This window comes from Pseudomonas sp. SZ40, from assembly GCF_052958135.1.
Genome location: NZ_JBQWIF010000006.1, coordinates 1 through 26,865, shown reverse-complemented (window position 1 = coordinate 26,865; position 26,865 = coordinate 1). Strand labels below are relative to the sequence as shown.

Annotated in this window: 24 protein-coding genes; 17 read left to right on the top strand and 7 right to left on the bottom strand. The window is 62.9% G+C overall.

The features are described 5' to 3' along the window. The first annotated feature begins 135 nt into the window (after positions 1-135). The 6 genes from ACT9T4_RS07170 to ACT9T4_RS07145 all read left to right on the top strand — a co-directional run bounded on the left by ACT9T4_RS07170 (position 136) and on the right by ACT9T4_RS07145 (position 8,062). The gene (locus ACT9T4_RS07170) at positions 136-1,104 is read left to right on the top strand and encodes a PstS family phosphate ABC transporter substrate-binding protein (protein WP_042555962.1); all 969 of its coding nucleotides are present in this window, start codon (positions 136-138) and stop codon (positions 1,102-1,104) included. Between the two features lie 167 nt (positions 1,105-1,271). Continuing rightward, complete coding sequence (locus ACT9T4_RS07165) at positions 1,272-3,557, top strand: ABC transporter permease family protein (protein WP_042555963.1); 2,286 nt, start codon at positions 1,272-1,274, stop codon at positions 3,555-3,557. A gap of 13 nt (positions 3,558-3,570) precedes the next feature. Further along, positions 3,571-5,247 (top strand): phosphate ABC transporter permease PstA, encoded by a 1,677-nt coding sequence (gene pstA / locus ACT9T4_RS07160; protein ID WP_179539365.1) that lies wholly within the window; start codon positions 3,571-3,573, stop codon positions 5,245-5,247. A gap of 103 nt (positions 5,248-5,350) precedes the next feature. Then, on the top strand, positions 5,351-6,184 hold the full coding sequence (pstB, locus tag ACT9T4_RS07155) for a phosphate ABC transporter ATP-binding protein PstB (protein ID WP_042555964.1): 834 nt from the start codon (positions 5,351-5,353) through the stop codon (positions 6,182-6,184). A 103-nt stretch (positions 6,185-6,287) separates the two neighbouring features. Further along, on the top strand, positions 6,288-7,016 hold the full coding sequence (phoU, locus tag ACT9T4_RS07150) for a phosphate signaling complex protein PhoU (RefSeq protein ID WP_042555965.1): 729 nt from the start codon (positions 6,288-6,290) through the stop codon (positions 7,014-7,016). Between the two features lie 143 nt (positions 7,017-7,159). Then, positions 7,160-8,062, top strand: a complete 903-nt coding sequence (locus tag ACT9T4_RS07145; protein WP_042555966.1) for a response regulator — start codon at positions 7,160-7,162, stop codon at positions 8,060-8,062. A 70-nt stretch (positions 8,063-8,132) separates the two neighbouring features. Here the strand turns inward: ACT9T4_RS07145 and ACT9T4_RS07140 are convergent, their stop codons facing one another. Next, positions 8,133-9,551, bottom strand: a complete 1,419-nt coding sequence (locus ACT9T4_RS07140) for a DASH family cryptochrome (protein ID WP_499116226.1) — start codon at positions 9,549-9,551, stop codon at positions 8,133-8,135. 171 nt (positions 9,552-9,722) lie between these two features. Between ACT9T4_RS07140 and ACT9T4_RS07135 the strand changes: the two genes are divergently transcribed. After that, the gene (locus tag ACT9T4_RS07135; protein ID WP_042555968.1) at positions 9,723-10,316 is read left to right on the top strand and encodes a MarC family protein; all 594 of its coding nucleotides are present in this window, start codon (positions 9,723-9,725) and stop codon (positions 10,314-10,316) included. Next, entirely contained in the window at positions 10,313-11,095 is a 783-nt protein-coding gene (locus tag ACT9T4_RS07130; RefSeq protein ID WP_499116224.1) for an N-acetylmuramoyl-L-alanine amidase, read from the top strand. The genes ACT9T4_RS07135 and ACT9T4_RS07130 overlap by 4 nt, the downstream gene beginning before the upstream one ends. A 56-nt stretch (positions 11,096-11,151) precedes the next feature. On the opposite strand, the gene ACT9T4_RS07125 is transcribed toward ACT9T4_RS07130, so the two are convergent. After that, complete coding sequence (locus ACT9T4_RS07125) at positions 11,152-12,936, bottom strand: KinB sensor domain-containing domain (protein ID WP_179539363.1); 1,785 nt, start codon at positions 12,934-12,936, stop codon at positions 11,152-11,154. Then, positions 12,933-14,276, bottom strand: coding sequence for a sigma-54-dependent response regulator transcription factor AlgB (gene algB, locus ACT9T4_RS07120; protein WP_042555971.1), 1,344 nt, complete (start codon positions 14,274-14,276; stop codon positions 12,933-12,935). The genes ACT9T4_RS07125 and algB overlap by 4 nt, the downstream gene beginning before the upstream one ends. A 227-nt stretch (positions 14,277-14,503) precedes the next feature. Here algB and ACT9T4_RS07115 point away from each other — a divergent pair, with 227 nt between their 5' ends. From ACT9T4_RS07115 to ACT9T4_RS07090, 6 genes are all read left to right on the top strand, one after another. Further along, a complete protein-coding gene (locus ACT9T4_RS07115) occupies positions 14,504-15,355 on the top strand; it encodes a BON domain-containing protein (RefSeq protein ID WP_042555972.1) in 852 nt (283 codons plus the stop codon). An 85-nt stretch (positions 15,356-15,440) separates the two neighbouring features. After that, on the top strand, positions 15,441-15,872 hold the full coding sequence (locus ACT9T4_RS07110; protein ID WP_042555973.1) for a PA2169 family four-helix-bundle protein: 432 nt from the start codon (positions 15,441-15,443) through the stop codon (positions 15,870-15,872). A gap of 218 nt (positions 15,873-16,090) precedes the next feature. Beyond that, on the top strand, positions 16,091-16,366 hold the full coding sequence (locus tag ACT9T4_RS07105) for a hypothetical protein (protein ID WP_042555974.1): 276 nt from the start codon (positions 16,091-16,093) through the stop codon (positions 16,364-16,366). Between the two features lie 61 nt (positions 16,367-16,427). After that, complete coding sequence (locus tag ACT9T4_RS07100) at positions 16,428-16,592, top strand: DUF1328 domain-containing protein (protein ID WP_013789335.1); 165 nt, start codon at positions 16,428-16,430, stop codon at positions 16,590-16,592. 3 nt (positions 16,593-16,595) lie between these two features. Continuing rightward, positions 16,596-17,060: an inhibitor of vertebrate lysozyme family protein gene (locus ACT9T4_RS07095; protein ID WP_082045883.1), complete on the top strand. Its 465-nt coding sequence runs from the start codon at positions 16,596-16,598 to the stop codon at positions 17,058-17,060. A 133-nt stretch (positions 17,061-17,193) separates the two neighbouring features. Then, complete coding sequence (locus ACT9T4_RS07090; RefSeq protein ID WP_042555976.1) at positions 17,194-18,423, top strand: nucleoside recognition domain-containing protein; 1,230 nt, start codon at positions 17,194-17,196, stop codon at positions 18,421-18,423. Here the strand turns inward: ACT9T4_RS07090 and ACT9T4_RS07085 are convergent. The 3 genes from ACT9T4_RS07085 to ACT9T4_RS07075 all read right to left on the bottom strand — a co-directional run bounded on the left by ACT9T4_RS07085 (position 18,405) and on the right by ACT9T4_RS07075 (position 21,146). Further along, positions 18,405-19,010, bottom strand: coding sequence for a hypothetical protein (locus ACT9T4_RS07085; RefSeq protein WP_257026956.1), 606 nt, complete (start codon positions 19,008-19,010; stop codon positions 18,405-18,407). The genes ACT9T4_RS07090 and ACT9T4_RS07085 overlap by 19 nt on opposite strands. Further along, on the bottom strand, positions 18,949-20,058 hold the full coding sequence (locus ACT9T4_RS07080) for a DUF5924 family protein (RefSeq protein ID WP_264650101.1): 1,110 nt from the start codon (positions 20,056-20,058) through the stop codon (positions 18,949-18,951). Before ACT9T4_RS07080 ends, ACT9T4_RS07085 begins: the two co-directional genes overlap by 62 nt. 188 nt (positions 20,059-20,246) lie before the next feature. Further along, positions 20,247-21,146, bottom strand: a complete 900-nt coding sequence (locus ACT9T4_RS07075) for a LysR family transcriptional regulator (RefSeq protein WP_179539361.1) — start codon at positions 21,144-21,146, stop codon at positions 20,247-20,249. A gap of 158 nt (positions 21,147-21,304) precedes the next feature. On the opposite strand from ACT9T4_RS07075, the gene ACT9T4_RS07070 reads away from it, so the two are divergent. Together ACT9T4_RS07070 and ACT9T4_RS07065 are read left to right on the top strand one after the other, a co-directional pair. Then, positions 21,305-22,486, top strand: a complete 1,182-nt coding sequence (locus tag ACT9T4_RS07070; RefSeq protein WP_499116218.1) for an acyl-CoA dehydrogenase — start codon at positions 21,305-21,307, stop codon at positions 22,484-22,486. A 91-nt stretch (positions 22,487-22,577) separates the two neighbouring features. After that, a complete protein-coding gene (locus ACT9T4_RS07065; RefSeq protein WP_042555980.1) occupies positions 22,578-23,801 on the top strand; it encodes a CaiB/BaiF CoA transferase family protein in 1,224 nt (407 codons plus the stop codon). Between the two features lie 24 nt (positions 23,802-23,825). Here the strand turns inward: ACT9T4_RS07065 and hmpA are convergent, their stop codons facing one another. Further along, a complete protein-coding gene (gene hmpA, locus ACT9T4_RS07060) occupies positions 23,826-25,007 on the bottom strand; it encodes an NO-inducible flavohemoprotein (protein WP_499116215.1) in 1,182 nt (393 codons plus the stop codon). Between the two features lie 156 nt (positions 25,008-25,163). Between hmpA and norR the strand changes: the two genes are divergently transcribed. Next, the gene (gene norR, locus ACT9T4_RS07055) at positions 25,164-26,726 is read left to right on the top strand and encodes a nitric oxide reductase transcriptional regulator NorR (RefSeq protein ID WP_179539358.1); all 1,563 of its coding nucleotides are present in this window, start codon (positions 25,164-25,166) and stop codon (positions 26,724-26,726) included. Positions 26,727-26,865: the final 139 nt, after the last annotated feature.

Below are 26,865 nucleotides of genomic sequence, written 5' to 3'. Positions count from 1 at the left end.
GAGTGGTCACATGGGCTGACGATACTGAGCCCCGTTCCAACCAACACGACCCCAATCGTGAGAAGGCGGTAAATCGGGCGCTACGACCACGGCACGCCGGCCTTCCAATGATTACCACTCTGCTAGGAGCAAGGCATGAAACTGAAGCGTTTGATGGCGGCCATGACATTTGTTGCAGCTGGCGTCGCCACTGCCCATGCGGTTGCCGCTGTCGATCCGGCTCTGCCGACCTATGAGAAGACTTCGGGCGTATCGGGCAACCTGTCCAGCGTTGGCTCCGATTCCCTGGCCAACCTGATGACCCTGTGGGCTGAGAACTACAAGCAGTCCTACCCGAACGTGAACATCCAGATCCAGGCCGCCGGTTCCTCCACCGCGCCACCTGCGCTGACCGAAGGCACTGCCAACCTCGGCCCGATGTCGCGCGCCATGAAGGACAGCGAAATCCAGGCTTTCGAACAGAAGTACGGCTACAAGCCGACTGCCGTTCCAGTCGCCATCGATGCCCTGGCCGTGTTCGTCCACAAGGACAACCCGATCAAGCAACTGACCATGCAACAGGTCGATGCGATCTTCTCCAGCACCCGTCTGTGCGGCGAGCCCAAGGAACTGAAAACCTGGGGCGAGCTGGGTCTGAGCGGTGAGTGGGCTACCAAGCCGATCCAGCTGTTCGGTCGTAACTCGGTATCCGGCACCTACGGCTACTTCAAGGAAGAAGCCCTGTGCAAAGGCGACTTCAAGTCCAACGTCAACGAGCAGCCAGGTTCGGCTTCCGTGGTGCAGTCTATCTCCAGCACCGTCAACGCCATCGGTTACTCGGGCATTGGCTACCGTACCGCCAGCGTCCGTGCCGTTCCCCTGGTGAACAAGAAGGGCGAAGTCGAGGAAGCCAACGAGAACAACGCGCTGTCGGGCAAGTACCCGCTGGCTCGCTTCTTCTACATCTACGTGAACAAGGCGCCTAACAAGCCGCTGAGCCCGCTGGATGCAGAGTTCCTCAAGCTGATCCTGTCCAAGCAGGGCCAGGACGTCGTGGTCAAGGATGGCTACATCCCGCTGCCGCTCAAGGTCATCGAGAAGACCCGCAAGGAGCTGGGGCTGTAAGCCTCTAGCAACCTGCAATTCGCGAAGCCCGCCTCTCTCCGAGAGGCGGGCTTCGCCACGTCACCGTGCTGTAACTTTTCTGTCACACGAACGCGCTAGATTGGCCGGGCTCGTGAAACGGACTGAAAATACGGCGCGCTCATGGCCGCGCAGAGACGCTCTCCACTATGAATGACTTGGCAAGTGAACCCATGACCGCCTCTCCAAATTCCCTCGGGCTGGACTTCAATACTCCGGCTCTGCAACGCAAGCGCCGCATACGCGCCTTCAAGGACCGCCTGGCCCGCTGGTGCGTGTCGATCGGTGGCCTGGCGGTGCTTGGCGCCATCACCCTGATCTTCTTCTACCTCGCCTATGTCGTGCTGCCGATGTTCCAGGGCGCCGACATCGAGAAACGTGACGCCATACAGCCAGCCTGGTTGGCCGATGCCGGTGAGCCGCTGCTGATGGCGCTCGAAGAACAGAATCAGGTCGGTATGCGCCTGTCTGGCGACGGCAAGATCCAGTTCTTCGATGCCAAGAGCATGGCCGCACTGACCAGCATCGACCTGCCCCTGCCTGCCGGCAGCCAGGTGGTCTCCGTCGGTGAAGATCAGCCGGGCAGCCACCGTGTTGCCCTTGGCCTGTCCAATGGCCAGGCGCTGGTGTTCGAGCACGCCTACCGCATTTCCTACCCGAACGACGTGAAGACCATCACCCCGTCCATCGTCTACCCGTTCGGCGAGGCGCCGCTGACCATCGACCCCGAAGGTCGCCCGCTTGAGCACATGGGCATCAGCGTGAACAGTGGTACGCTGCTGATCGCCGGTTCGGTGGGGAGCGAGCTGCAGGTGCTGAGCCTGAGCCGCGACGAGAACATGATGACCGGTGAGGTCGAGGTCAGCGAAGAGCGCCTGTCGCTGCCGCAGATCGCCGAGCCGATCAAGGAACTGACCATCGACCCACGTCAGCACTGGCTGTTCGTGATCAACGGTCGCGCCACTGCCGATGTATTCGATCTGCGCAGCAAGGCTCTCAACGGTCGCTACAAACTGTTCAACGATGGCAACCGCGAAATCACCTACGCGACCTCCCTGCTGGGTGGCATCTCGCTGTTGACCGGTGATAGCACTGGCGGCATCCAGCAATGGTTCATGGTGCGTGACGAAGATGGCAATTCTTCGCTCAAGCCGGTTCGTGAGTTCAAGCTCGCCGACAGCCCGGTCACCCAGATCATCTCCGAAGAGCGTCGCAAGGGCTTCATCGCCCTGGACGACAAGGGCAACCTGGGTATTTTCCACAGTACCGCGCACCGCACCCTGCTGGTCGAGCCGGTCGCCGAAGGTCACAACATCGCCGCGCTGTCGCCGCGCGCCAACCGGGCTCTGGTCGAAGCCAATGGCAAGATCGAGCGCATCCTGATCGATAACCCGCACCCGGAGATTTCCTGGAGCTCGCTGTGGGGCAAGGTCTGGTACGAGAACTACGACAAGCCTGCTTACGTCTGGCAGTCCACGTCGGCCAACACCGACGCCGAGCCGAAACTGAGCCTGGCACCCCTGGCGTTCGGTACTCTCAAGGCCGCGTTCTACGCCATGTTGCTGGCCGCTCCGCTGGCCATCGCCGCGGCGATCTACACCGCGTACTTCATGGCGCCGGCCATGCGCGGCAAGGTCAAGCCGGTCATCGAATTGATGGAAGCGCTGCCGACCGTGATCCTCGGCTTCTTCGCCGGTCTGTTCCTCGCTCCTTATGTGGAGGGACACCTGCCCGGCATCTTCAGCCTGCTGATATTCACGCCGATCGGCATCCTGCTGGCGGGCTTCCTGTGGAGCCGCCTGCCTGAGTCCGTGCGCCTGCGCGTGCCGGATGGCTGGGAAGCGGCGCTGCTGATCCCGGTGATTCTGCTGGTCGGCATCGTCTCGCTGAGCATGAGCGGCTACCTGGAGAACTGGCTGTTCGATGGCAACATGCGTGCCTGGCTGAGCGACGACCTGGGCATACCCTTCGATCAGCGCAACGCGCTGGTGGTCGGTCTGGCCATGGGCTTCGCGGTGATCCCGAACATCTACTCGATCGCCGAAGACGCCGTGTTCAGCGTGCCGAAGAGCCTGACGTTCGGTTCCCTGGCCCTGGGTGCCACGCCCTGGCAGACCCTGACCCGCGTGGTGATCCTGACCGCCAGCCCGGGCATCTTCTCGGCGGTGATGATCGGCATGGGCCGTGCCGTCGGTGAGACCATGATCGTGCTGATGGCCACCGGCAACACGCCGATCATGGACATGAACATCTTCGAAGGCCTGCGCACCCTGGCAGCCAACGTGGCGGTGGAAATGCCCGAGTCGGAAGTCGGCGGTACCCATTACCGGGTGCTGTTCCTCTCCGCCCTGGTGCTGCTGTCGTTCACTTTCGTCATGAACACGTTGGCCGAGCTGGTGCGTCAGCGCCTGCGCGTCAAGTACGCTTCGCTCTGAGGACTGCAAGACTATGTCCGTGAAACAGCACAACATGAAATCCTGGTTCAAGAGCGGTTCGCCCTGGATCTGGATGAACGCCGGTGCGGTATCCATCGCCATCATCATGACCCTGGGTCTGCTGGCCGTGATCGCTACCCGTGGCCTGGCCCACTTCTGGCCGTCCGACATCATCGAGGCCACCTACCAGATCCCTGGTCAGGAAGCCAAGATCATGGCGGGCGAGGTGGTGCAGAAGGAAGAGATTCCCCGTGCCCGCCTGGCCTCCGCCGGGTTGCCGGTAAATGTCGACGGCGGCGAGTTCATGACCCGCGAGCTGCTCAAGGTCGGTAACCGTGATCTGTACGGCGCCGACTTCTCCTGGGTGGTCGGCGAATGGCTCGGTGAGCAGCGCAGGCCTGAAACCCTGAGCGCTTTCGAGCGCCGCGAGTGGGGCAACTTCTACGGCTACCTGATCAACGTCAAGGAAGACGGCAAGCTGATTGCCGAAGGCGACGCTGCCTGGGCGGAGCTGCAGAAACGCATCGCCCGCGTCGACGGCCTGCACAGCCAGATCGTGCAACTCGAGAAGCGTGACATCGGCCGTATCAACGCCGGTCTCGAGCGCGTACGTCTGGAGACCCGCAAGCTCGAACTCAGCGGTGAGCTGACCGAGGCCGCTCAGGCTGACCTCGCTGCCGAACGCGCCCGCTGGGATGCCGAATACAAGGTGCTCGAGGCCGAGCTGAATGCGCGCCACCAGCAGTTCAATCGCGACAGCATGACCGTGCGTTCCGCCGATGGCCGCGAGCTGGAAATCAGCCTCGGCAAAGTGGTCCGCGCGTTTCGCCCGAACGCCATGTCGAACCTCGACAAGCTGAGCTTCTACGGCAGCAAGCTGTGGGAGTTCGTCAGCGACGATCCGCGTGAGGCGAATACCGAGGGCGGCATCTTCCCGGCAATCTTCGGCACCATCATGATGACCCTGATCATGGCGGTCATCGTCACCCCGTTCGGTGTGATCGCCGCGATCTATCTGCGTGAATACGCCAAGCAGGGGCCGCTGACCCGGGTCATCCGGATCGCGGTGAACAACCTGGCCGGCGTCCCGGCAATCGTCTACGGCGTGTTCGGTCTGGGTTTCTTCGTCTATGTGCTCGGTGGTTCGATCGACCGGCTGTTCTTCCCTGAATCGGCTCCGGCACCGACTTTCGGCACCCCGGGCCTGTTGTGGGCCTCGCTGACCCTGGCACTGCTCGCCGTGCCGGTGGTGATCGTCGCCACTGAAGAAGGCCTGGCGCGGATTCCGCGGGCACTGCGCGAAGGTTCTCTGGCGCTGGGTGCCACCAAGGTCGAAACGCTATGGCGCGTGGTGCTGCCAATGGCCAGCCCGGCGATGATGACCGGTCTGATCCTCGCCGTGGCCCGCGCTGCAGGTGAGGTGGCGCCACTGATGCTGGTTGGTGTGGTCAAGCTGGCCCCGAGCCTGCCGGTGGATGGCAACTACCCTTACCTGCACCTCGACCAGAAGATCATGCACCTGGGCTTCCATATCTATGACGTGGGCTTCCAGAGCCCCAACGTCGAAGCGGCGCGACCGCTGGTTTACGCCACCGCACTGCTGCTGGTAATGGTAATCGCGATTCTCAACCTGACGGCCGTCTACCTGCGCAACCGCCTGCGCGAGAAGTACAAGGCCCTGGACCACTAAATCCGAGCCGCAAGCCCCAAGCCGCAAGCTTCAAGCAGAAGCGCGGCGAACGGGCTTGCAGCTTGCAGCTTGCAGCTTGGCGCTGCGAACGGAGTGAGCACTTATGCAACACGAAACCGCTTCCCACGGCATCGACATCTCGGCCCTTGGCCGCGACAAGCAGAGCCTGAACCTGGCCAACGAAACCGTGGCCATCGAAGTACCCGGCCTGAACCTGTTCTACGGCGACAAGCAGGCCCTGTACGACGTCAAGATGAACATCCCCAAGCAACGCGTGACCGCCTTCATCGGCCCGTCCGGTTGCGGCAAGTCGACCCTGCTGCGTACCTTCAACCGGATGAACGATCTGGTCGACGGTTGCCGCGTGGAAGGCGAGATCAACATCGATGGTCGCGACATCTACCGCAAGGGTGAAGACGTCGCCGAACTGCGCCGCCGTGTCGGCATGGTGTTCCAGAAGCCCAACCCGTTCCCCAAGAGCATCTACGAGAACGTGGTCTACGGCCTGCGCATCCAGGGCATCAACCAGAAGCGTGTGCTCGACGAGGCCGTGGAATGGGGTCTGAAGAGCGCGGCGCTGTGGGATGAGGTCAAGGATCGCCTGCATGATTCGGCCCTCGGTCTGTCCGGTGGTCAGCAGCAGCGTCTGGTGATCGCCCGTACCGTGGCAGTGCAGCCGGAAGTCCTGCTGCTCGATGAGCCGTGCTCGGCCCTCGACCCGATCTCCACCCTGAAGGTCGAAGAGCTGATCTACGAACTGAAGTCCAAGTACACCATCGTCATCGTTACCCACAACATGCAGCAGGCTGCGCGGGTTTCCGATTACACGGCGTTCATGTACATGGGTAAGCTGATCGAATTCGGCGATACCGATGCACTGTTCACCAACCCGGCCAAAAAGCAGACCGAAGACTACATCACCGGTCGTTACGGCTGACAGTCGCTAGGGCCGCGAGTGTTACGCGGCCATCCTGGGTGATTCGCAGACAATGACTTGTAGCTTGAAGCTCGGAGCTTGAAGCCTTCGCGGAGCGAAACAGATGATCAACAAAGACAGCCTGACCCATCATATTTCCCAGCAGTTCAACGCCGAGCTGGAGGAGGTCCGCAGCCACCTCCTGGCCATGGGCGGTCTGGTCGAGAAGCAGGTCAACGACGCCGTCACTTCTCTGATCGAGGCCGACTCCGGCCTGGCCCAGCAGGTGCGCGAGATCGACGACCAGATCAACCAGATGGAGCGCAACATCGACGAGGAGTGCGTACGCATTCTCGCCCGTCGCCAGCCGGCGGCCTCGGACCTGCGTCTGATCATCAGCATTTCCAAGTCGGTGATCGATCTGGAGCGTATCGGTGACGAGGCGACCAAGATCGCCAAGCGCGCGATCCTGCTGACCGAGGAAGGCGAGTCGCCGCGCGGCTACGTCGAGGTTCGCCACATTGGCGATCAGGTTCGCAAGATGGTGCAGGAAGCACTGGACGCCTTCGCCCGTTTCGACGCTGACCTGGCGCTTTCCGTGGCGCAGTACGACAAGACCGTCGACCGTGAGTACAAGACCGCACTGCGTGAGCTGGTCACCTACATGATGGAAGACCCGCGTTCGATCTCCCGCGTGCTCAACGTGATCTGGGCCCTGCGCTCGCTGGAGCGCATCGGCGATCACGCCCGCAACATCGCCGAGCTGGTCATCTATCTGGTACGCGGCACCGACGTCAAACACATCGGCCTGACTCGCATGCAGGAAGAAGTGCAGGGCGGCGCCAAGGAGTGATCCTGGTTGCTCTGGCACCCTGAGCGCGCGTGAATGCCCGGCACCGGTCGGTTGCCTTCACGCGTTCCCGCAGGGTTACGCTTTAGTATTGGCCTTAGGCCAGTGCGGGCGTCTATGCTAATGGCCATTCGAGGGAGTGGTCGATGAGCAAAGTCAGTGTATTGGTGGTGGACGATGCCACCTTTATCCGCGATCTGGTGAAGAAGGGGCTGCGCGACCATCTTCCCGGTATCCAGATCGAGGAGGCGGTCAACGGGCGCAAGGCCCAGCAGGTGCTCGGCCGCAACCCGATCGACCTGATCCTCTGCGATTGGGAAATGCCCGAGATGTCCGGTCTCGAGCTGTTGCAATGGTGCCGTGAGCAGGAAACGCTCAAGGGCGTGCCATTCATCATGGTCACCAGCCGTGGCGACAAGGAAAACGTCGTGCAGGCCATTCAGGCTGGCGTTTCCGATTTCATCGGCAAGCCGTTCTCCAACGAGCAACTGATCACCAAGGTCAAGAAAGCCCTGCAGCGCAGCGGCAAGCTGGCCGCACTGATGTCGGCCGCGCCGCCGAAAATGCTCAGCACCGGGGCTTTCGCCAATGATTCGCTGGCCGCGCTGACCGCCGGCAAAGCGGAAACCGTCCGGCCGGCCGCTGCGCCTCAGCCAGCGGCGGCGTTCAGTGCCAGCCCGGCTCCTGCCAAAGCCGCCTCAAGCACGCCCATGGGCCGCAGCCAGGGCCAACTGCGCCTGCCGGGCGGCACCATGGCTTGCGTCGTCAAGGCACTGAGCCTCAAGGAAGCATTGTTGGTGGTCAAGCGTGGCGAGCTGATTCCACAAGTGCTGGAAAGCGTGGTGCTCGATCTGGAGCAGGGCGAGTCGTCCGAAGTGGCGCGCCTCAACGGCTATCTGCACAGTGTCGCCGCCTTCGAGCCGAAGCCTGACAGCGAGTGGCTGCAGGTGGTGTTGCGCTTCGTGGACCGTGATCCACAAAAGCTGGATTACCTGTCCCGGCTGATCGCCCGTGGCACCACTCAGAAGCACTTCACCCCAGGCGGCTGAGCCGCACCAGCACCGTCCTCGGTACGCAGGTCAACGCCGAGCAGTCCGTCAGGGCCGCTCGGTTCTCCCGTCAGGCCACGGCGTGAAGGTGCGGCTGCCAGGATTCGGGAATCTGCTCCAGCCTTGGGTAGTTGATCGCCTCCAGCTGCAGATGCGGTAGCAGGAACGGCGTGTGGCGCAGGTGTTCGGGCAGGCTGCGCAGCTCCGGTATCCACAGGCTGACGTATTCCCCCTGAGGGTCGTACTGACGAGCCTGCTTGAGGGCATTGAACATGCGCTTGAGCCGCGGATCGCTGCCGACGCCTGCCAGGTACGCCCAGTTGCCCCAGTTGCTGGCCGGGTCATAGTCGATCAGATGCTCCTCGAACCAGGCCGCACCATGACGCCAGTCCTGCTCCAGATCACTGACCAGGTAGCTGGCTACCACCTGGCGCCCCCGATTGGACATGAAACCCGTGGCGATCAGCTCGCGCATGTTGGCGTCGACCAGCGGCATGCCGGTACGCCCCTGAGCCCAGTGCTCGAAGCGCTCGTCGATCTGCTGCGGCGCGCGTTCGGTGGCTTTCAAACCGCCAGCTTCGAACAGCGCATGGCCGTGGCGCTGCAAGGTGCAACGAAAGAACTCGCGCCACAGCAGTTCCAGCCATAGCCAGTACGTGGATTCGTTGGCCCCATAGAGCGATTCATGGCGGCGCAGCTCGGCTGCTGTGCGGCGTGGCGACAGGCTGCCGTTGGCCAGCCAGGGCGAGAACTTCGACGAATACTCGCTGCCGATCATGCCATTACGGGTTTCCTTGTAGCGCCTGACCCCCTGGCTGTCCCACAGGTAATCACGCAGTCGGGCCTGGGCCGCTGCCTCGCCACCCGAGAAGGGAAAGGCGCTCGGCGCGATGCTCAGGGCATCGCCAAGGCCGAACTGGGACTGGGTGGGCAGGCCGAACTCCGGGGCATCGGCGCCATCTGGCAACGGCGGCAGTTGATCCGGCGCTGCTTGCGGCTGGAACACGTACTGGCGCGCATCGACCAGTGCGCGGAACTGGCTGTACACCTGAGGCAACTGCGCCAGCGGGCAAGGCAGTTCGGCTTCGCTGAACAGGCTGTTGCTTTGCGCCGTGCGCAGGGGAACGCCACCAAGGCTGTCGCGTACACGAGCGAGCAGAGCGAGTTCCTGAGGGGCGATTTCGTCGAGGGTCAGCACCTGCTGCAGGTCGAACTGCTCGACCACCTGCACGACCACCTCTTCCGGCTTTCCGGTGATGACCAGAAGTTTCGAGCCACGCTGGCGCAAGGCGCTGTCGAGCGCTGTCAGGCTTTCCAGCAGAAAGCGCGCGCGGTGCACGCCAATGCGTCGGCTGCCGAACTCGTCGAGTTGCAGCAACGCCGGATCGAGAACATACAGAGGCACAAGATGATTGGCACCGAGGGCACCCTGCAGCGCGGGGTGATCGTCGAGGCGTAAGTCCTGTTTGAACCAGAGCAGCGCACGCATGGAATGTTCCCTCATAGTCGTCTGATTATGGATCGTTTAGAGGTACGACAAGTTCAGCGCCGTCCGGCGCCGACCAGTGGCAGGCGTTGCCCGGTAATACGAAGGCGCATTGCTGACAGACGGCAGCTCCTACAGACACTAGACTGTGCGGCTGTTTTCTGGAGCCCGAACATGGACATCTTCAGCATCGCCGTGCTGCTCTTCCTGGTCACCGATCCGTTTGGCAACATTGCCATCTTCATTGCCGCCCTGAAGAACGTCGCCCCTGAGCGGCGCCTGTGGGTGGCCGCGCGCGAGCTGCTGTTCGCCCTGGGATTGCTGCTGCTGTTCCTTACCTTTGGTGACAAAGTGCTCAGCTCGCTTGGCCTGTCGCGGGAGGCAACCGCGATCGCGGGGGGTATCATCCTGTTCGTCATCGCCATGCGGCTGATTTTCCCCAGCCCGCACGGCGTGCTCGGGGATGTCCCGGACGGTGAACCGATGCTCGTGCCGCTGGCCACGCCTGCAGTGGCCGGGCCATCTGCACTGGCGGTGCTGATGACCCTGCGTAACACCCACGAAGGCGAGCTCTGGGAGCTCTACCTCGCGCTGATCCTGGCCTGGGCCGCGACAGCGTTCATCCTGTTGCAGGCTTCGTTCCTGCAGCGTTTCCTCGGCCCTCGCGGGCTGACCGCAGTGGAGCGGCTGATGGGCATGCTGTTGATCATGCTCAGCGTCGACATGCTGTTGGACAATCTACAAAGCGTATTGCATATCCAGCCATGAAATTCCTAAGTCTTGTCCTGTTCGCCCTCCTGCTCGCTGGTTGCGCCAGCGGGCCGCGCATCGATCACAGCTACACCTCCAGCGGCCAGAGCAGCCGAGTGCAGTACATCGTGTTGCACTACACCTCGGCCGACCTGCCACGCTCGCTGGAGTTGCTCACCAAGGAAGAGGTCAGCGCTCACTACCTGATCAACGCCGTGCCGCCGACCATCTACCAATTGGTCGATGAGGATCGCCGTGCCTGGCACGCCGGCGTCAGCGAGTGGCAGGGGCGCACCTGGCTCAACGGCACCACCATCGGCATCGAGCTGATCAACCAGGGTTACTTCGATACGCCCAAGGGCCGTTACTGGCAGCCCTATGCTCAGCAGCAGATCGACGCGCTGATCGTGCTGCTCAAGGACATCATGGCGCGTCACCACTTGCCGCCTGGCAGCATCATCGGTCATAGCGATATCGCGCCGCAGCGCAAGGTCGATCCGGGCCCTCTGTTCCCCTGGAAGCAACTGGCCGATGCTGGCCTGATGCCCTGGCCGGACGCCGCCGCAGTCGCCCGTGAGCAGGCCGCTTACGCCCTCAGCCTGCCAGACGTCGCGTGGTTCCAGCAGCAACTGGCCGCGCAGGGCTACGTGGTGCCGGATAGCGGCGTGCTCGACGAAGCGACACGCAACGTGATCCGCGCATTCCAGATGAAGTACCGGCAAAGCCTCTACGACGGTCAGCCGGACGCGGAAACCGCCGCGCTTCTTCTGGTGCTCAACCGCATGGGCAAGGCCTGACACCAGGCCGGCGGGGAGGGCGCCTGAAGCTCTGGCGCCCTTGCCTTGATTGTCGCTTAAAGCGGCAGGGAGATATGAAAGCGTGCGCCTTGGCCCGGCTGGGATTCGGCGCCGATGCGCCCGCCGTGCAGCTGGACGATTTCCTTGCACAGCGCCAGGCCGAGCCCGGCTCCGCCCTTCTTGCGACCGATCTGCACGAAGGGTTCGAACAGCCTGGCCTGCTGGCCGTAAGCGATGCCCTCACCTTCATCTTCGACACTGATCAGCAGCCTGTCCTCCTGACGTTGCGCGAGCAACCGGATGGTGCCTGACTCTGGGCTGTGGCGCAGTGCGTTATCGATCAGGTGATCGAGTACCCGGTCGATCTGCGCCTGATCCAGATGAATGCGTGGCAGCCCCTCGGCGCTTTCCAGCGCCAGGCTGACCTGTCGCGCCTGGGCCTTGCCGACATGCCGGGCGGCCGCCTGCCTTAGCAGGTCGGGAATGTCGCAAGGCGCCAGTTCGAGTTTCTGCACGCCGCTCTGGTAGCGGGAGAAATTCAGCAGATCCTCGATCAGGTGCACCAGACGCTCCATTTCCTCGTCGACGATACTCACCAGATCCGCTTCGCGGGACTCTTCGGCGAACTTGCTGCGCTCGCGCAGCAGGCCGAACGCCATGTGCATGCCGGTTACCGGGGTGCGCAGCTCGTGGGAGGCGCGCAGCACGAATTCGTTTCTGGCCCGTTCGAAGGCACGCTGCTCGGTCACGTCATGCAGCACCATCACGGCACCGAGGATTTGCCCCTGGCCCTGGCTGACCGGTGTCAGGCTGTAGTTGAGCAGGCGGGTTTCGCCATTCGCCTCGACCTGCAGGTCCGCCAGGCGCTGTTCCAGGCTGTGGCCCTGCAGTACGTGCTGCAGTTGATCATCCAGCTCCGGGCGAGACAGGGCCTGGCTTGGGCTCTGGCCGAGGGGCTGGTCATGCCAGCCAAGCTGGCGCTGGGCGACCGGATTGAAATGTTCGAGCAGACCGTCGCGACCGAAGATCAGCAGGCCGTCGTCGATGCTGTCGAGCACGGCCTGCAGGCGGTGCTGCTCAGCCATCAACGCTTCGACGTTGCTGCTCTTTAGCTGGCGCAGGCTCTCCGCCATGAGACCGAAACGGCGGCTCAGTGCGGACAGTTCGGCAACCGGGGTAATCGGCAAGGTCACCTGAAAGTCGCCGCGGCCGATCTGGTCTGCAGCGCGGGCCAGGGCATCGATCGGCTGACCGACTCGGCGGGCGATGGTGTGCGCGGTGATGAAGCCGATCACCAGCACGGCGAGGCCGACCAGCCCCAGCAATCCGGCGATCAGCCAGGCACGGTCACGGGCTTCGGCTTCCGACTGCTGGACGGCCGTCACGTAGCTCACCTGCAGGGCGTTGAGGCGGTCACGAACGGTCTCGATGGTTCTGGCGAAATCATCGTTGGTAAGCAGTTGGCCGCGTACGGTCAGTGGGTCTTCCAACAGGCGGCTGAAGTTCTGGTAGGCGGCCTGGATATCGACGATCGCCTGACGGTCGGCTTCCGTCGGGCTGGCCTGCAAGCCATCGTCGATCCATCTGCGGATGCGTTGGTCGGACTCCTTCAGGCTCTGCACCGTCTGCTGGTCGAAGTCCTCGCCAAGCATCATGAATAGCTGCTTGCCCAGCTCCTGGCGGAGATCGAGGCTATCGCTGATGACTTCCAGATTGTGCGCCAGCGTGCGGTTTTGCGACTGAGTGAGCTGCAGCACGCTGAAAATGCCCAGCATCAGGCCCAGCAAGGCAACGGTGAGCAGGGCGCTGGTGCTGAGGAACAGCTTGCTGCGCAGCTTCATAGGCCGAGCTGCTTTCGTTTGCGATATAGCGTCGAGGCGTCGATGCCCAACGTCTTGGCTGCCTGGTCGAGGGTTTCGCTGTTGGCCAGCACCGCCGAGATATGCGCCTTCTCCAGCTCCTCCAGGCTCAGGTCGGCGCCCACACGCGGGGCGCTGTTGGTGACCGATGCACTCATCCCCAGATGAGCGACCTCTACCCATTCACCGGGGCAAATGATGCTGGCGCGCTCGATCACGTTGCGCAGCTCGCGGATGTTGCCGGGCCACTGGTAGTCGAGCAGCGCCTTCAGCGCCTCTTCGCTGAAACCGCGGGCCGGGCGGGCGTAATCCTTGACGAAGCGAGCGAGGAAACGGTCGGCCAGGGTAAGGATGTCATCGGCGCGCTCGCGCAGTGGCGGAAGGTTCAGGGTGATGACGTTGAGGCGGTACAGCAGGTCTTCACGGAAGTGTCCTTCCTTGACCATGTCAGCGAGGTCACGGTTGGTCGCCGCGAGGATGCGTACATCGGCGTGACGGGTCACCGGGTCGCCTACGCGCTCGTATTCCTTGTCCTGGATGAAGCGCAGCAGCTTGGGCTGCAGGGTCAGCGGGAAGTCGCCGATCTCGTCGAGGAACAGCGTACCGCCATCGGCCTGATTGACCCGCCCCAGGGTACTTTCGCTGGCGCCGGTGAAGGCGCCGCGGCTGTGACCGAACAACTCGCTTTCCATCAGCTCGGCGGTCAGCGACGGGCAGTTGATGGTCACGCAGGATTTCTTGGCACGGCGGCTCCAGCCGTGAATGGCGCGCGCCAGCTCGCCTTTACCGGTACCGGATTCGCCGAGGATCAGGATATTGGCATCGGTGGTCGCCACCTGCCGGGCGGTTTCCAGGATCGCCATCATTGCCGGGCTGTGCGAGTCGATGCCATCGCTGGGCTTGCGCACTTCGCCTTCCAGGGCTTCCAGGCGTGCGGAGAGTTGCCGTACTTCCAGTTGCTTGGCAGCGGCCAGGCGCAGTTGGTCCGGGCTGCATGGTTTGACCAGATAATCCGCAGCGCCTGCCTGCATGGCATCCACGGCACTGTCGATGGCCGAGTGCGCGGTGACGATCACCACGCGCATCCAGGGCGCGAGGATGCGCATCTGCGCCAGCACGTCGAGGCCGTTCTCATCGCCAAGGCGCAGGTCGAGGAAGCACATGTCGAATACCTGCCTCTGCAGCAGTGACTCGGTTTGCGCTGCGCTGTTGGCAGTGGTGACCTGATAGCCCTCGTCTTCCAGGCAATAGCGGAAGGTACGCAGGATAGCCGCTTCGTCGTCGACCAGCAGGATGCGCCCGCTCTGACCTGTTGCTTCCATTTACATGCTCCATGGGGTGAATGGCAGAGATTAGTCTGGGAATCTTCGTGCAAGTTGCACGGCAAGTATGACGTGATCTTGCATCGTGCAAGCGGCCAGCTGCCATGACTTGGATTTAAACAACTGATTTTAGTTGGTTTTTATTTTTTTGGCGGCTGGCATAACGCTTGCGACTCCTTCCTGACCGCATTGCTGCGGCATTCGTGAATCACAGGAGGAGGCGTTACATGCTGTTGAGACAATCCGCACTGGCCATTGCCATCACCGGTCTTATCACCCTGGCACCGCTTGCACAGGCGGCCGAGGAGGGGATTGATCGGCAACTGAGCGATGCCCGGCAGCAGGGTGCCATCGATACGGCATTCGCCCTGAACCGGCACCTCAATCCCTTCGAAATAGTGGTCTCGGTAGATGGCGGCACCGCCACGCTGAAGGGGGCGGTGGAAAACTCCGCCGAGCGCGAGCTGGCCGCCGAGCTGGCTGGCAGTATCGACGGCGTTCGTGAGGTGAACAATGAGCTCGAGGTCGATCCTGCCATCGAGGCTGCAGTTGTCGACGAGCAGGCGCGAATCACCACCGACAAGACGCTGGCCCAGCGTTTCGATGATGCCACCCTGGCCGCAACGGTGAAATCCAAGTTGTTGTGGAACAGCAACACCGAGGGCCTGGACATTCAGGTGCGTGCCGAAAACGGCGTGGTCAGCCTGAGTGGCAATGCGGGTACCCCGGTGGCCAAGGAGCTGGCCGGTGAGCTCGTCACCAATACCGAAGGCGTTCGTGAGGTGCACAACCACCTCAGCATCAACACCGCCGACAGCGCGTCGGCCGAGGCGCAGAACGCTGCCAACGACGCCGCTGCGTCGATCAGCGACACCTGGATAACCGGCAAGGTGAAGTCCAGCTTTCTGTACAGCCGCAACCTCGACAGCCTGAACATCAAGGTCGATACCCGCGAGGGCTTCGTGAGCCTCAGCGGCACCGTGCTGAGCAATGCCGAGAAGCGCCTCGCCGTCGAGACCGCGCGCAACATTCGTGGCGTGCGTGGAGTCGATGCCGACGCCCTGCGCATCGCCAGCTAAAGAGCAGCAAGGGAGGTGGTCGCCAGCGACCGCCATTCTATGCAGGGCCGCTGACGGCACTGCCTATAAAGACAGGAATATCGCCATGAGCAACAAGACCGAGCAACTCAACGAACTGATCGCAATCATCCGTGACGGCCAGCGCTTCTACGAGCACGCCCATGATGAGGTCAAGGATGTGCGCCTGCAGGCACTGTTCCGTGACATGTCGCAAACCAAGAACCAGGTGATTCAGGCCCTTTCGGTCAAGGTCGCCGCCAATCAGGAGGAGCCCACCTCCAGCGGCACCGTGGTGGGCAAGCTGCGTCAGGCCTATGCCGACGCTCGCGCCACCCTGTCCAGTGATGAAGAGGCCACCTACGTGGCTCAGTTGGAAGAAGCGGAAGACCGCATCCTGCACGCCTTCGAGGATGCGCTGGAGAGCGCTGAGCCGGACGTGCGCGCATTGCTCGCCGTGGAAATGCCCAAGGTACGTGCCTGCCATGACCGTATGCGTGACCTGAAACACGCCATGTAACCCCACCTGGCACAGGGATGTGCCGCCCCTGGCGTCGTGCAGAACGCCCGAGCTTTGTAACGCGATCGTGCAGGATGCCAATGATGGCACTTGGTTTTGTTTTTTAAGTTGTTGATTTTTAAGTATTTTATTTTTGTTTCGAGCTGGCACGCAGGCTGCAATTACCTAGTCATGAAAAGAACGCTTAGCCGTTCGGCAACGACCTTGAGGAGCCTTACATGAACCTTCACCGCGCCCACACCGAGATTCTGATCATTGCGGTTGCCGCTGTTCTGGTCCTGATGATGAGCGTGTCGTTCAAGGCTCCCCAAACCAAGGCTGTCGAGTCGCCGGTTTCCAGCCAGGCCCATGTGCCGGCTAGCGTTCAACCTGCTGCCGCTTCCGCTGCTCCGGCCTCGTTGCAGACCGTAAGTGCACAGACCCGGACCACGGGTGACTGGGTTCGTGCCGAAGCCGTGGAAGCGCCGGTCAAGCAAACCCGCTGGGTGTTCTGAGACGCCTACCGATTTTTAACTGTTACACCCGCAAGACCTCAAAAAACCAAGGAGAAACGCCATGCTGAGTTGGGCCATTACCTTTCTGATCATCGCCATTGTCGCTGCCGTTCTGGGCTTCGGTGGTATCGCAGGCACTGCCACAGGTATCGCGAAAATCCTTTTCGTGGTGTTCCTGGTCATGTTCATCGTTTCGTTCATCATGGGTCGCCGCCCTCGGGGCTAGGCCATGACGATGAATCGATTCAAGACGCTCGTTGCCGCCCTGATGCTGGGCGGTAGCGCGGCGGCCTTGGCCGCCAACGATGGGGAATTCCGTCTGAACGATCTGCTTGGGAGCAATCCTGACTATCGTGAAGCCTGGAAGGAGCTCATCCAGGACGAGGAGCGTTTGCCCGAGTGGGTGATCAACCTCAGCGGCGTTGCCACGCCGATGAAGACGCTGGAAGAAGACGGCGACCAGTATCTGGTCGGGCAGTTGTGCGAAACATCCAATTGTTTCAACCAGCGCCTGTACGTCGCCTTCACGCCGGACCGGGACGATGCGTACGCACTCTGGGTGCAGTTGCCCGAGGGTTTACCCGAGGACAAGACGCCCAGTGAGCATGCTGATTTGCGTTGGCTCGGTGAGCCGGACGACGGGATCAAGCAACTGCTGCAGGAACAGTTGAAGAAAGACCCCAACTGGTACTGATGCTGCTGACGGCGCCCTCTGGCGCCGTTGCTCTATCTGTAGTCCGGTAAAACTTCTCGACCCCCTATCTCTCCCTTCCACATCCCCTGCCTGGCCGCGTTATCATCAGCCGCTATGTTCTAGGGGGTGACTTATGCTCAACGGCTTGTGGCTGAGCTTTTTCGTGGTAGCGGCGGTAGCAGGGCTCAGCCGCTGGCTGCTGGCTGACGATCCGGCGGTGTTCGGGGCGATGGTGGAAAGCCTGTTCGCCATGGCCAAACTGTCCGTCGAGGTGATGGTACTGCTGTTCGGTACGCTGACCTTGTGGCTTGGCCTGTTGCGCATCGCTGAGAAAGCCGGGCTTGTGGACGCCCTGGCGCGTGTGCTCGGCCCGCTGTTCGCACGCTTGATGCCTGAAGTGCCGCGCGGCCATCCGGCCCTGGGCCTGATCACCATGAACTTCGCCGCCAACGGCCTGGGGCTGGACAACGCGGCCACGCCCATCGGTCTCAAGGCCATGCGCTCCCTGCAGGAACTCAACCCCAGCAGCACCACGGCGAGCAACGCACAGATTCTCTTTCTGGTACTCAATGCCTCGTCGCTGACGTTGCTGCCCGTGACCATCTTCATGTACCGCGCCCAGCAAGGTGCGCCGGACCCGACGCTGGTGTTCCTGCCGATTTTGCTGGCGACCAGCGTTTCCACCCTGGTCGGCCTGTTTTCCGTGGCCATCATGCAGCGCCTGCGTCTGTGGGACCCGGTCGTGCTGGCCTACATGATTCCCGGCGCGCTGCTGCTCGGCGGTTTCATGGCGATGCTCGCCGGCATGTCCGCCACCGCCCTGGCAGCCCTGTCATCGCTGCTCGGTAACCTGACGCTGTTCGGCATCATCATCGCCTTCGTGGTGATCGGTGCGCTGCGCAAGGTGCAGGTCTACGAGCAATTCATCGAAGGGGCCAAGGAAGGCTTCGACGTGGCCAAGAGCCTGCTGCCGTATCTGGTGGCGATGCTCTGCGCGGTGGGTGTGCTGCGTGCATCCGGTGCTCTGGAGCTGGCGCTCGACGGCATCCGCTGGATCGTCGCCTGGGGCGGCTGGGATACCCGCTTCGTCGACGCGCTGCCGACCGCCATGGTCAAGCCATTCTCCGGAAGCGCGGCGCGGGCCATGCTGATCGAAACCATGCAGACCCAGGGCGTCGACAGCTTTCCGGCTCTGGCTGCGGCAATCATTCAGGGCAGTACCGAGACCACTTTCTACGTGCTGGCCGTCTACTTCGGCGCGGTGGGCATTCAGCGTGCCCGGCACGCCGTGGGTTGTGCGCTGCTGGCCGAGTTCTCCGGCGTGGTCGCCGCGATCGCCGTGTGCTATTGGTTCTTCGGCTGAGAGCTGCCGCCGAACAGGCCTCCGGCCCAGGTCACCAGCGGGTCACGCGGCTTGAAGTCGTGTATCCGCTGCAGGCGCGGGGCGATGAAGTCCTCGAACTGCTCGGCCTGCTCGAAGTACACCCCGGTGAACAGGATGAACACACTCTTGTTCGCCACCCGGGTGAAGAACAGATTGCCGACCGGCTCGCCGCCTCTGGTGAGCAAATCGAGGCTGGAGTCCTTGGCGTGGCCTGGGCTCAGGGCCAGCGCGCGCTTTTCCAGGCCGTTGCTCTTCAATGAGTAGCTGGCGCCGAAATTACCCGCATAGCCACTGACCAGTGCATCGCCAGCCGTGGGGTAGATGGTCACGGCGCTGTACAGGTAGAAATTGTCGTCGGTGTTGTGGGTGTAGCTCAGCTCGACGGTGCGTGTCAGGTATTGCACGTTCTTGCTGTAGTGGCCGCCCCGGCCCTTGCGCAGATGAGCGAAGTCCCGGTCGGCGAGCAGCAGTTCGCGCTCCTCATCCACTGGAACGGCATTGAAGTCACAGGCGCTGATCGTCAGCGTCAGGATCAGCAGCAGGGGGCTGCTCAGGTAGCGGTTCATTCAATCCTCCTTGATTGCCCGTCTGTGCAGTGGCGTCGGGTGTCACTTCGAAACGCAGTACGCCGATCATCTGGCCAGCGTCGGTGAGCACCTGGATCTGCCAGTCACCTTCCACGTCCTGCGGGAAGTTCTTCTTGTGCGTCCAGGCGCGATAGCCTTTCTCGCGACCGCCGTGGATATCCAGTGCGATGCGCTCCAGCTCCTGGCCGTTGTGCTCCCAGACGTGATAGATGCGCTCATCGAGGCCGCGCGGGGCGTTGATCGCCGTGTAGGCATAGATACCCGTACTGCGCAGCTGGCTGGCGCTCAATTGATCGACCCCTTCGCCGGGCGAGCGGTTCTGGTTGTCGAACTCGGTGGTGATCGCCACCTCGGTCAGCCATAACGTGGCCGGCGGCACCCAGGTTCGGGTTACCCAGCCAAATGCGCCAATAGCCAGGGTCAGGCCGACCAGCAGCAGGCCGCGCCACCATTTGCGTACGGTGATGATGCTGAACAGGCTGGGGAACGACAGCAGCACGGCGGCCGCCAGCGAATACTGATAGCTCTCGGTGGTGTTGAGCTTGAAGATGATCGGCAGCGCCGTGAGCATCACCGCGAACAGCGCCAGGGTGTGATAGGCGAGAAAGATCCAGCGCCGTGGTGCCAGCCACCGGTAGTAGAGCGGGTCGGTGATTGAGACCAGCGCCGCCGCGGCCAACAGCCCGCTGAACAGGGCCTGGCTGCTGTTCCAGGTGGTGGTGATGAAGAAGAACGGCAGGACGAAGAACAGACTTTCCTGGTGGATCATCTGCGTGGCGTAGCGCAGCAGCGGGCGCGGTAGCTCGAAGCCGAAGCGGGCGGCGATGCGTTCGCGCAGCACGTTTTCCAGAATGAGCCACAGCCAGCTGACCAGCAGCACCAGAGCCAGCACCTTGGCCAGCCCGGCCTGGCGGTCGACCAGTACGAAACTCGCCAACCCGGACAGAAAACCGAATATGGCAATCGCTCCGGGATGGCGCTGCATCAGCGCGATGATCCGGAAAACGAGACTTTTGCTGGAGGTGATTAGAGACAAGGCGGTTCTGGCAGTGGTCAAGAACGACACGCAGGATACTGCATTTGCCGCACACGTGCGGCTTCCTCCGATCAGGCGTGCAGTTGCATTCGTCATCGGGGCGCTGAGGCCGACAGTTGGTGGGCTTCAGCCCTGCAAGTCGACCGGCGCCGCCTTCCTTCGCTGCCCCACCGCGCCGCTCAGGCCGATGCCCCATAGTGCCGGGCCTCAACCAACAACCAGTCACGGAAGGCCTTGAGCGCCGCGGACTCGACCTTGCGCTCCGGTACGGTCAGGTAATAGGCGCGGCCGTTGTCCGGCACCGGTCTGTCGAGGGCGACCACCAGGCTGCCGTCGGCCAGCTCGCGCTGGATCAGGAACGGTGGAATCAGCGCCACGCCCATCTCGTGGCAGGCCGCCTGGGCGAGCATCGAGAACAACTCCAGACGCGGGCCGGTCATGTCGCGGCCGACATTCAGCCCCTGCGCTGCGAACCACTGGCGCCAGGCGTAAGGCCGTGTGCTCTGCTGCAGCAGCGGCAGTTCGGCGATCCGCTCGGCGCTCACCGCGCCACCGTCGAGCAGCGCGGGGCTGCACACCGGCATCAGGTGTTCGTGCATCAGAAAGTACGCCGCAGTGCCTGACCAGTCGCCGTCGCCGAAGTAGATCGCTGCGTCGAAACCGGTATCGGCGAACAGGAAAGGGCGGGTGCGGTTGGTCAGGTGCACGGTGACCTCCGGGTGCAGGCGCTGGAAATCCGCCAACCGTGGCAGCAACCATTGGGTGGCGAAGGTCGGCACCACGGCCAGCTCCAGGCTCATGGCGCCCTGAGCCCCCATCAGCGCAAGGGTGTCGCGCTCCACGGCATCGAGCTGGGCGGCGACCTTGCCAGCATAGGCAGTGCCCGCTTCGGTAAGCACTACGCCCCTTCGCGAACGGCGGAACAGCTCCACGCCAAGAAACGCCTCCAGCCCGGCGATCTGCCGGCAAACGGCGCCCTGAGTCAGCGCCAGTTCGTCCGCTGCGCGAGTGAAGCTTTGATGGCGTGCCGAGGCCTCGAAGGCGATCAACGCTGCCGTGCTGGGGATCTTGCGGCGCATGTATGCGAACACCTCACTAATCGGTGCTTTTATAGGCTGTTCAGGCTATCTCGGAGTGAGCATGGTGCACAACTGCGTGCGAATTACTCGTTTGCCGAGAGGCGGCTAGCTGCCTAGGCTAAGCCCAACAAGACCTGTTCATGCACGAGGATTCTGCGATGGCCGCCAAGGCAAGCTTCAACTGGATCGACCCGCTGCTGCTCGATCAGCAACTCACCGAAGAAGAACGCATGGTGCGCGACAGCGCCGAGCAGTTCGCCGCCGACAAGCTGGCGCCGCGGGTTCTCGAGGCCTTCCGTCATGAGAAGACCGACCCGGCGATTTTCCGTGAGATGGGAGACACCGGTCTGCTCGGCGCGACCATCCCCGAAGCCTATGGCGGCAGTGGTCTCAACTATGTGTGCTACGGCCTGATCGCCCGCGAAGTGGAACGTGTGGATTCCGGCTACCGCTCGATGATGAGCGTGCAGTCGTCCCTGGTGATGGTGCCGATCAACGAATTCGGCAACGAAGCCACCAAGCAGAAGTACCTGCCCAAACTGGCCACCGGTGAATACATCGGCTGCTTCGGCCTCACCGAGCCGAACTACGGTTCCGATCCGGGCTCGATGATCACCCGGGCGAAGAAGGTCGACGGCGGCTACCGCCTGAGCGGCAGCAAGATGTGGATCACCAATTCGCCTATCGCGGATGTCTTCGTGGTCTGGGCCAAGGATGACGCCGGCGAGATCCGCGGCTTCGTGCTGGAAAAGGGCTGGGAAGGGCTGTCGGCACCGGCGATCCATGGCAAGGTCGGCCTGCGCGCCTCGATCACCGGCGAGATCGTCATGGACAACGTGTTCTGTCCCGAAGAGAACGCCTTCCCTGACGTACGTGGCTTGCGTGGCCCGTTCACCTGCCTCAACTCTGCCCGCTACGGCATCAGTTGGGGAGCGTTGGGGGCCGCCGAGGCGTGCTGGCACACTGCGCGTCAGTACACCCTGGACCGTCATCAGTTCGGTCGCCCGCTGGCTGCCAACCAGTTGATCCAGAAAAAACTGGCCGACATGCAGACCGAGATCACCCTCGCCCTGCAAGGCTGCCTGCGCCTGGGCCGAATGAAGGACGAAGGCACCGCTGCGGTGGAAATCACCTCGATCATGAAGCGCAACAGCTGTGGCAAGGCGCTCGATATCGCCCGCATGGCTCGCGACATGCTCGGCGGCAATGGCATCAGCGACGAGTTCGGCGTGGCCCGTCATCTGGTCAACCTCGAGGTGGTGAACACCTACGAAGGTACCCATGACGTGCATGCGCTGATCCTCGGCCGCGCGCAGACCGGGATCCAGGCGTTCTTCTGACTGTTGATCGTTCCCATGTCGAGGCGTCGAACCGTCCGCGTGGGAACGCCGCTGGTGACGCTCCGCGTCACGCTTGCACGAGGCCTCCGCGATGTCCGGTGCTCTTTCCCATCTCCGTGTGCTCGACCTGTCCCGCGTGCTCGCCGGGCCCTGGTGCGGGCAGAACCTCGCCGACCTCGGCGCCGAGGTGATCAAGGTCGAACGCCCGAAAGTCGGCGACGACACCCGCCACTGGGGCCCGCCCTACCTGCGCGACGATGAGGGGCGCGATACCAGCGAAGCGGCCTACTTCCTGTCGGCCAACCGCAACAAGCAGTCGCTGACCCTCGACTTCACACAGGCGGAAGGGCAGCGCCTGGTGCGCGAGCTGGCAGGCAAGTCGGACATCCTCATCGAGAACTTCAAGGTCGGCGGCCTGGCTGCCTACGGGCTGGACTACGCCACCCTGAAGGCGATCAACCCACGGCTGATCTACTGCTCCATCACCGGTTTCGGCCAGAGCGGCCCCTATGCCAAGCGGGCCGGCTACGACTTCATGATCCAGGGGCTTGGCGGGCTGATGAGCCTCACCGGCCAGCCCGATGGCGGGGAGGGCGGTGGGCCGGTCAAGGTCGGCGTCGCGCTCACCGATATCCTTACCGGGCTCTACGCGACGGTCGCCGTGCTGGCCGCCCTGGCCCACCGGGAAAAGACCGGTGAAGGCCAGCACATCGACATGGCGCTGCTCGACGTGCAGGTCGCCTGCCTGGCCAATCAGGCGATGAACTACCTGACCACCGGTGTGTCGCCGAAGCGCCTGGGTAATGCTCACCCTAATATCGTCCCCTATCAGGCGTTCCCCACCGCCGATGGCGACCTGATCCTCACGGTTGGCAATGACAGCCAGTTCCGCAAGTTCTGCGACGTGGCCGGGCATCCCGAGTGGGGTGTCGATCCACGTTTCGCCAGCAACGGTCAGCGCGTCGCCCATCGTGCCGAGCTGATCCCGCTGATCCGCCAGGCCACGGTGTTCCGCACCACGGTCGAGTGGGTCGGCCTGCTGGAGGCGGCAGGTGTGCCGTGCGGGCCGGTCAACGACCTTGAGCAGGTCTTCGCCGACCCTCAGGTGATCGCCCGCGGTTTGCGTATCGATCTGCCACACCCCCTGGCCGGTAGCACGCCGCAGGTAGCCAGCCCGTTGCGCCTGTCGGCCAGCCCGGTGGAGTACCGCCAGGCACCTCCGCTGCTGGGCGAGCATACCGAACGCGTCCTCGCCGAAGTGCTTGGGCTGGACGTCAGCCAGATCGAGGCGCTACGCCGTCAGGGAGTGATCTGACCCGCTTCTATTAGTAAGCGCGCGTCAGGCATCCAGCTCGGAGGCCGGGCCGAAGAACTCGTAGTGGCACTGCTCCGCTGGTACGCCGAGTTCCCGCAAGTGACGCTTCACCTGAGCCATGAAGGGTTTCGGACCCAGGAAGTAGGCATCCATGTCGCGCTCTCCAGGCAGCCAGCCGGCCAGTTGCTCGCGGCTGATCACGCCCTGGCCGTGTGGCCTGTCGCCATCGCGCGGCGCGCTGTAGCAGAACCGATAGCTGATCTGCGGGTAGTCGCGGCTCTGTTCTTCGATCCATTGCCTGAAGGCATGTACACCGCCATGGCGCGCGTAATGGATGAAGTGGATGGGGCGTCCGCTCTCGCGGGCGGCTTCGACCATCGCCAGTGCCGGCGTGATGCCCACGCCTGCAGTGATGAGCGCCAGAGGCTTGTCCGACTGACGCAGCACGAAGTCACCGGCTGGCGGGAACAGCTCCAGGGTATCGCCGACCTGGACGTGGTCGTGCAGGTAGTTGGAAACCTTGCCGCCTGCCTCGCGCTTGACGCTGATGCGGTACTCACGGCCGTTGCCCCGCGCGGACAGCGAGTAGTTGCGGCGCTGCTCCTTGCCATCGATGACCAGGCGCAGGCCGATGTACTGGCCGGGCTGCTGAACCAGCACGTCACCGCCATCGATGGGCGCCAGATGGAAGGAGGTGATCTCCTCGCTTTCCACGGTTCTGGCCACCACCTTGAAGTCCCGTGAACCACGCCAGCCGCCCGGCGCCTGCTCGTGTTCGCGGTAGGCGCTTTCCTCGGCACCGATCAGAATGTCTGCCAACTGCCCGTAAGCGGCAGCCCAGGCGTCGATCACCTCATCGGTAGCGATCTCCTCGCCCAGTACCTCGCGAATGGCGCGCAGCAGGCAAGTGCCGACGATGGGGTAATGTTCCGGCAGGATCTGCAGGGCCACGTGCTTGTTGACGATGCGGCCCACCAGCGGCCCCAGTGCTTCGAGCTGGTCGATATGCCGGGCGTACATGAGCACGCCGTTGGCCAGGGCACGTTGCTGGTCGCCGCTGGCCTGGTGGGCCTGGTTGAACAGCGGGCGAACCTGGGGATACTCCTCCAGCATCATGGCGTAGAAGTGTCGGGTCAGCGCTTCACCGCCGGTTTCCAGTAATGGGACGGTGGCTTTGATAAGGGTGCGTTGTTGGCTGGTCAGCATGGTGATGGTTCCTGTCGCAAGGCATGAAGGTGGGTTGCCTTGGTCATTACAGATCCCGTGCCAACTCGCAAAGCCGCTGGATTGCTGGGCTTGCGCGTGCTATGAGTCTTTTCGACCCGTTCTATTCAGCGTCTATATGACTCTCTTGGTGTCTTTATGACCTCCAGCCCCCTGCTTGTCTCTCTGCTGCCATTGGTCGATGACCTGTCCCGTGAACTACCCGAAAGCGAGCGCTATCGTCGGCTGCTTGCTGCGCTGCGGCAGCTGTTTCCCTGTGATGCGGTGGCACTGCTCAGGCTCGATGGCGACGTGCTGGTGCCGCTCTCGGTGGAGGGGCTCAGTGCCGATACCATGGGCCGGCGTTTCAAGGTGAGCGAGCATCCCCGTTTGCACGAGTTGCTGCAGCACCGTGGCCCCACCCGCTTCGCCGCAGACTGCGAACTGCCCGATCCTTATGATGGGCTGCTCGACGGGCAGCATGGCCATCTCGAGGTTCATGACTGCCTGGGTTGTCCTCTCTATATAAAGGAGCAGCTCTGGGGGCTGCTGACTCTGGACTCGCTGCAGTCGAGCAGCTTTGGCCGTGTCGATCTCGGCATGCTGGAGGCTTTCGCCAGCCTGGCCGCCGCGACGGTGGCCGCCGCCGAGCGGATCAGCCTGCTGATGGGGCGCGTGGAGGACGAACAGCGCCGCGCCGAACTCTATAAGCAGGCGGCCGACGCCGTGCGCCCCCGGGAGATGATCGGTCAGAGCTCCAGGCACAAGGCCCTGCTTCAGGAGATAGCGCTGGTCGGCGGCAGTGACCTGACCGTCCTCATCAGTGGCGAAACCGGTGTGGGCAAGGAACTGGTCGCCGAAGCACTGCATGCGGCATCCGCGCGTGCATCGCGGCCGATGGTCAGCATCAACTGTGCGGCGTTGCCCGATACCTTGGTGGAGAGCGAGCTGTTCGGTCATGTCCGTGGGGCATTCTCGGGGGCTGTCAGTGAGCGGCGTGGCAAATTCGAGGTGGCCGATGGCGCCACCCTGTTTCTCGATGAGGTGGGCGAGCTACCGCTTGCCGTGCAGTCGAAGCTGTTGAGGGTGCTGCAGAGTGGCCAGCTACAACGGGTAGGCTCGGACCGCGAGCACCGTGTGGACGTGCGGGTGCTGGCCGCCAGCAACCGTGACCTGGCCGAAGAAGTGCGCGCCGGGCGCTTTCGCGCCGACCTCTATCATCGCCTTAGCGTGTACCCGCTCAAGGTGCCGGCACTACGCGAGCGGGGTCGCGATGTGCTGCTACTCGCCGGCTACTTCCTGGAAGATAACCGGGCACGGCTTGGGCTGCGTAGCCTGCGTCTCGCGGCCGATGCTCAGAAAACCCTGTTGCAGCATGACTGGCCGGGCAATGTCCGGGAACTGGAGCACCTGATCGGCCGCGCGGCCATCAAGGCGTTGTCGGCCTGCGTGGAACGCCCGCAGATACTCACCATCGATAGCCGCGCACTGGACCTGCATCCATCCACCGTGACTCCAGGGCAAGAGGAGCGCCCCGTGAGCGATGCTGCCGAAGCGTCGAGCGCTGGCCTAGGGCTGCGCGATGCAGTGGATGACTACCAGCGGCGCCTTATAGAGGCTGCACTGGCTCGCCATGCCGGGCGCTGGGCCGATGTAGCCCGCGAACTCGATATGGACCGTGCCAACCTGCAGCGCCTGGCCAAGCGCCTGGGGCTCAGATAGCGGCTTCTGAGCTGCTGCTTATATAGAGGGAAAGCCGACTGAGCGGTTTTATTGCAATCGGATGAAATAAGCCCTTGACCTGATTTCGTGGGGGCCTATAATGCGCACCACTTCCGGCGCGGCCTGATCTGAAAACTCC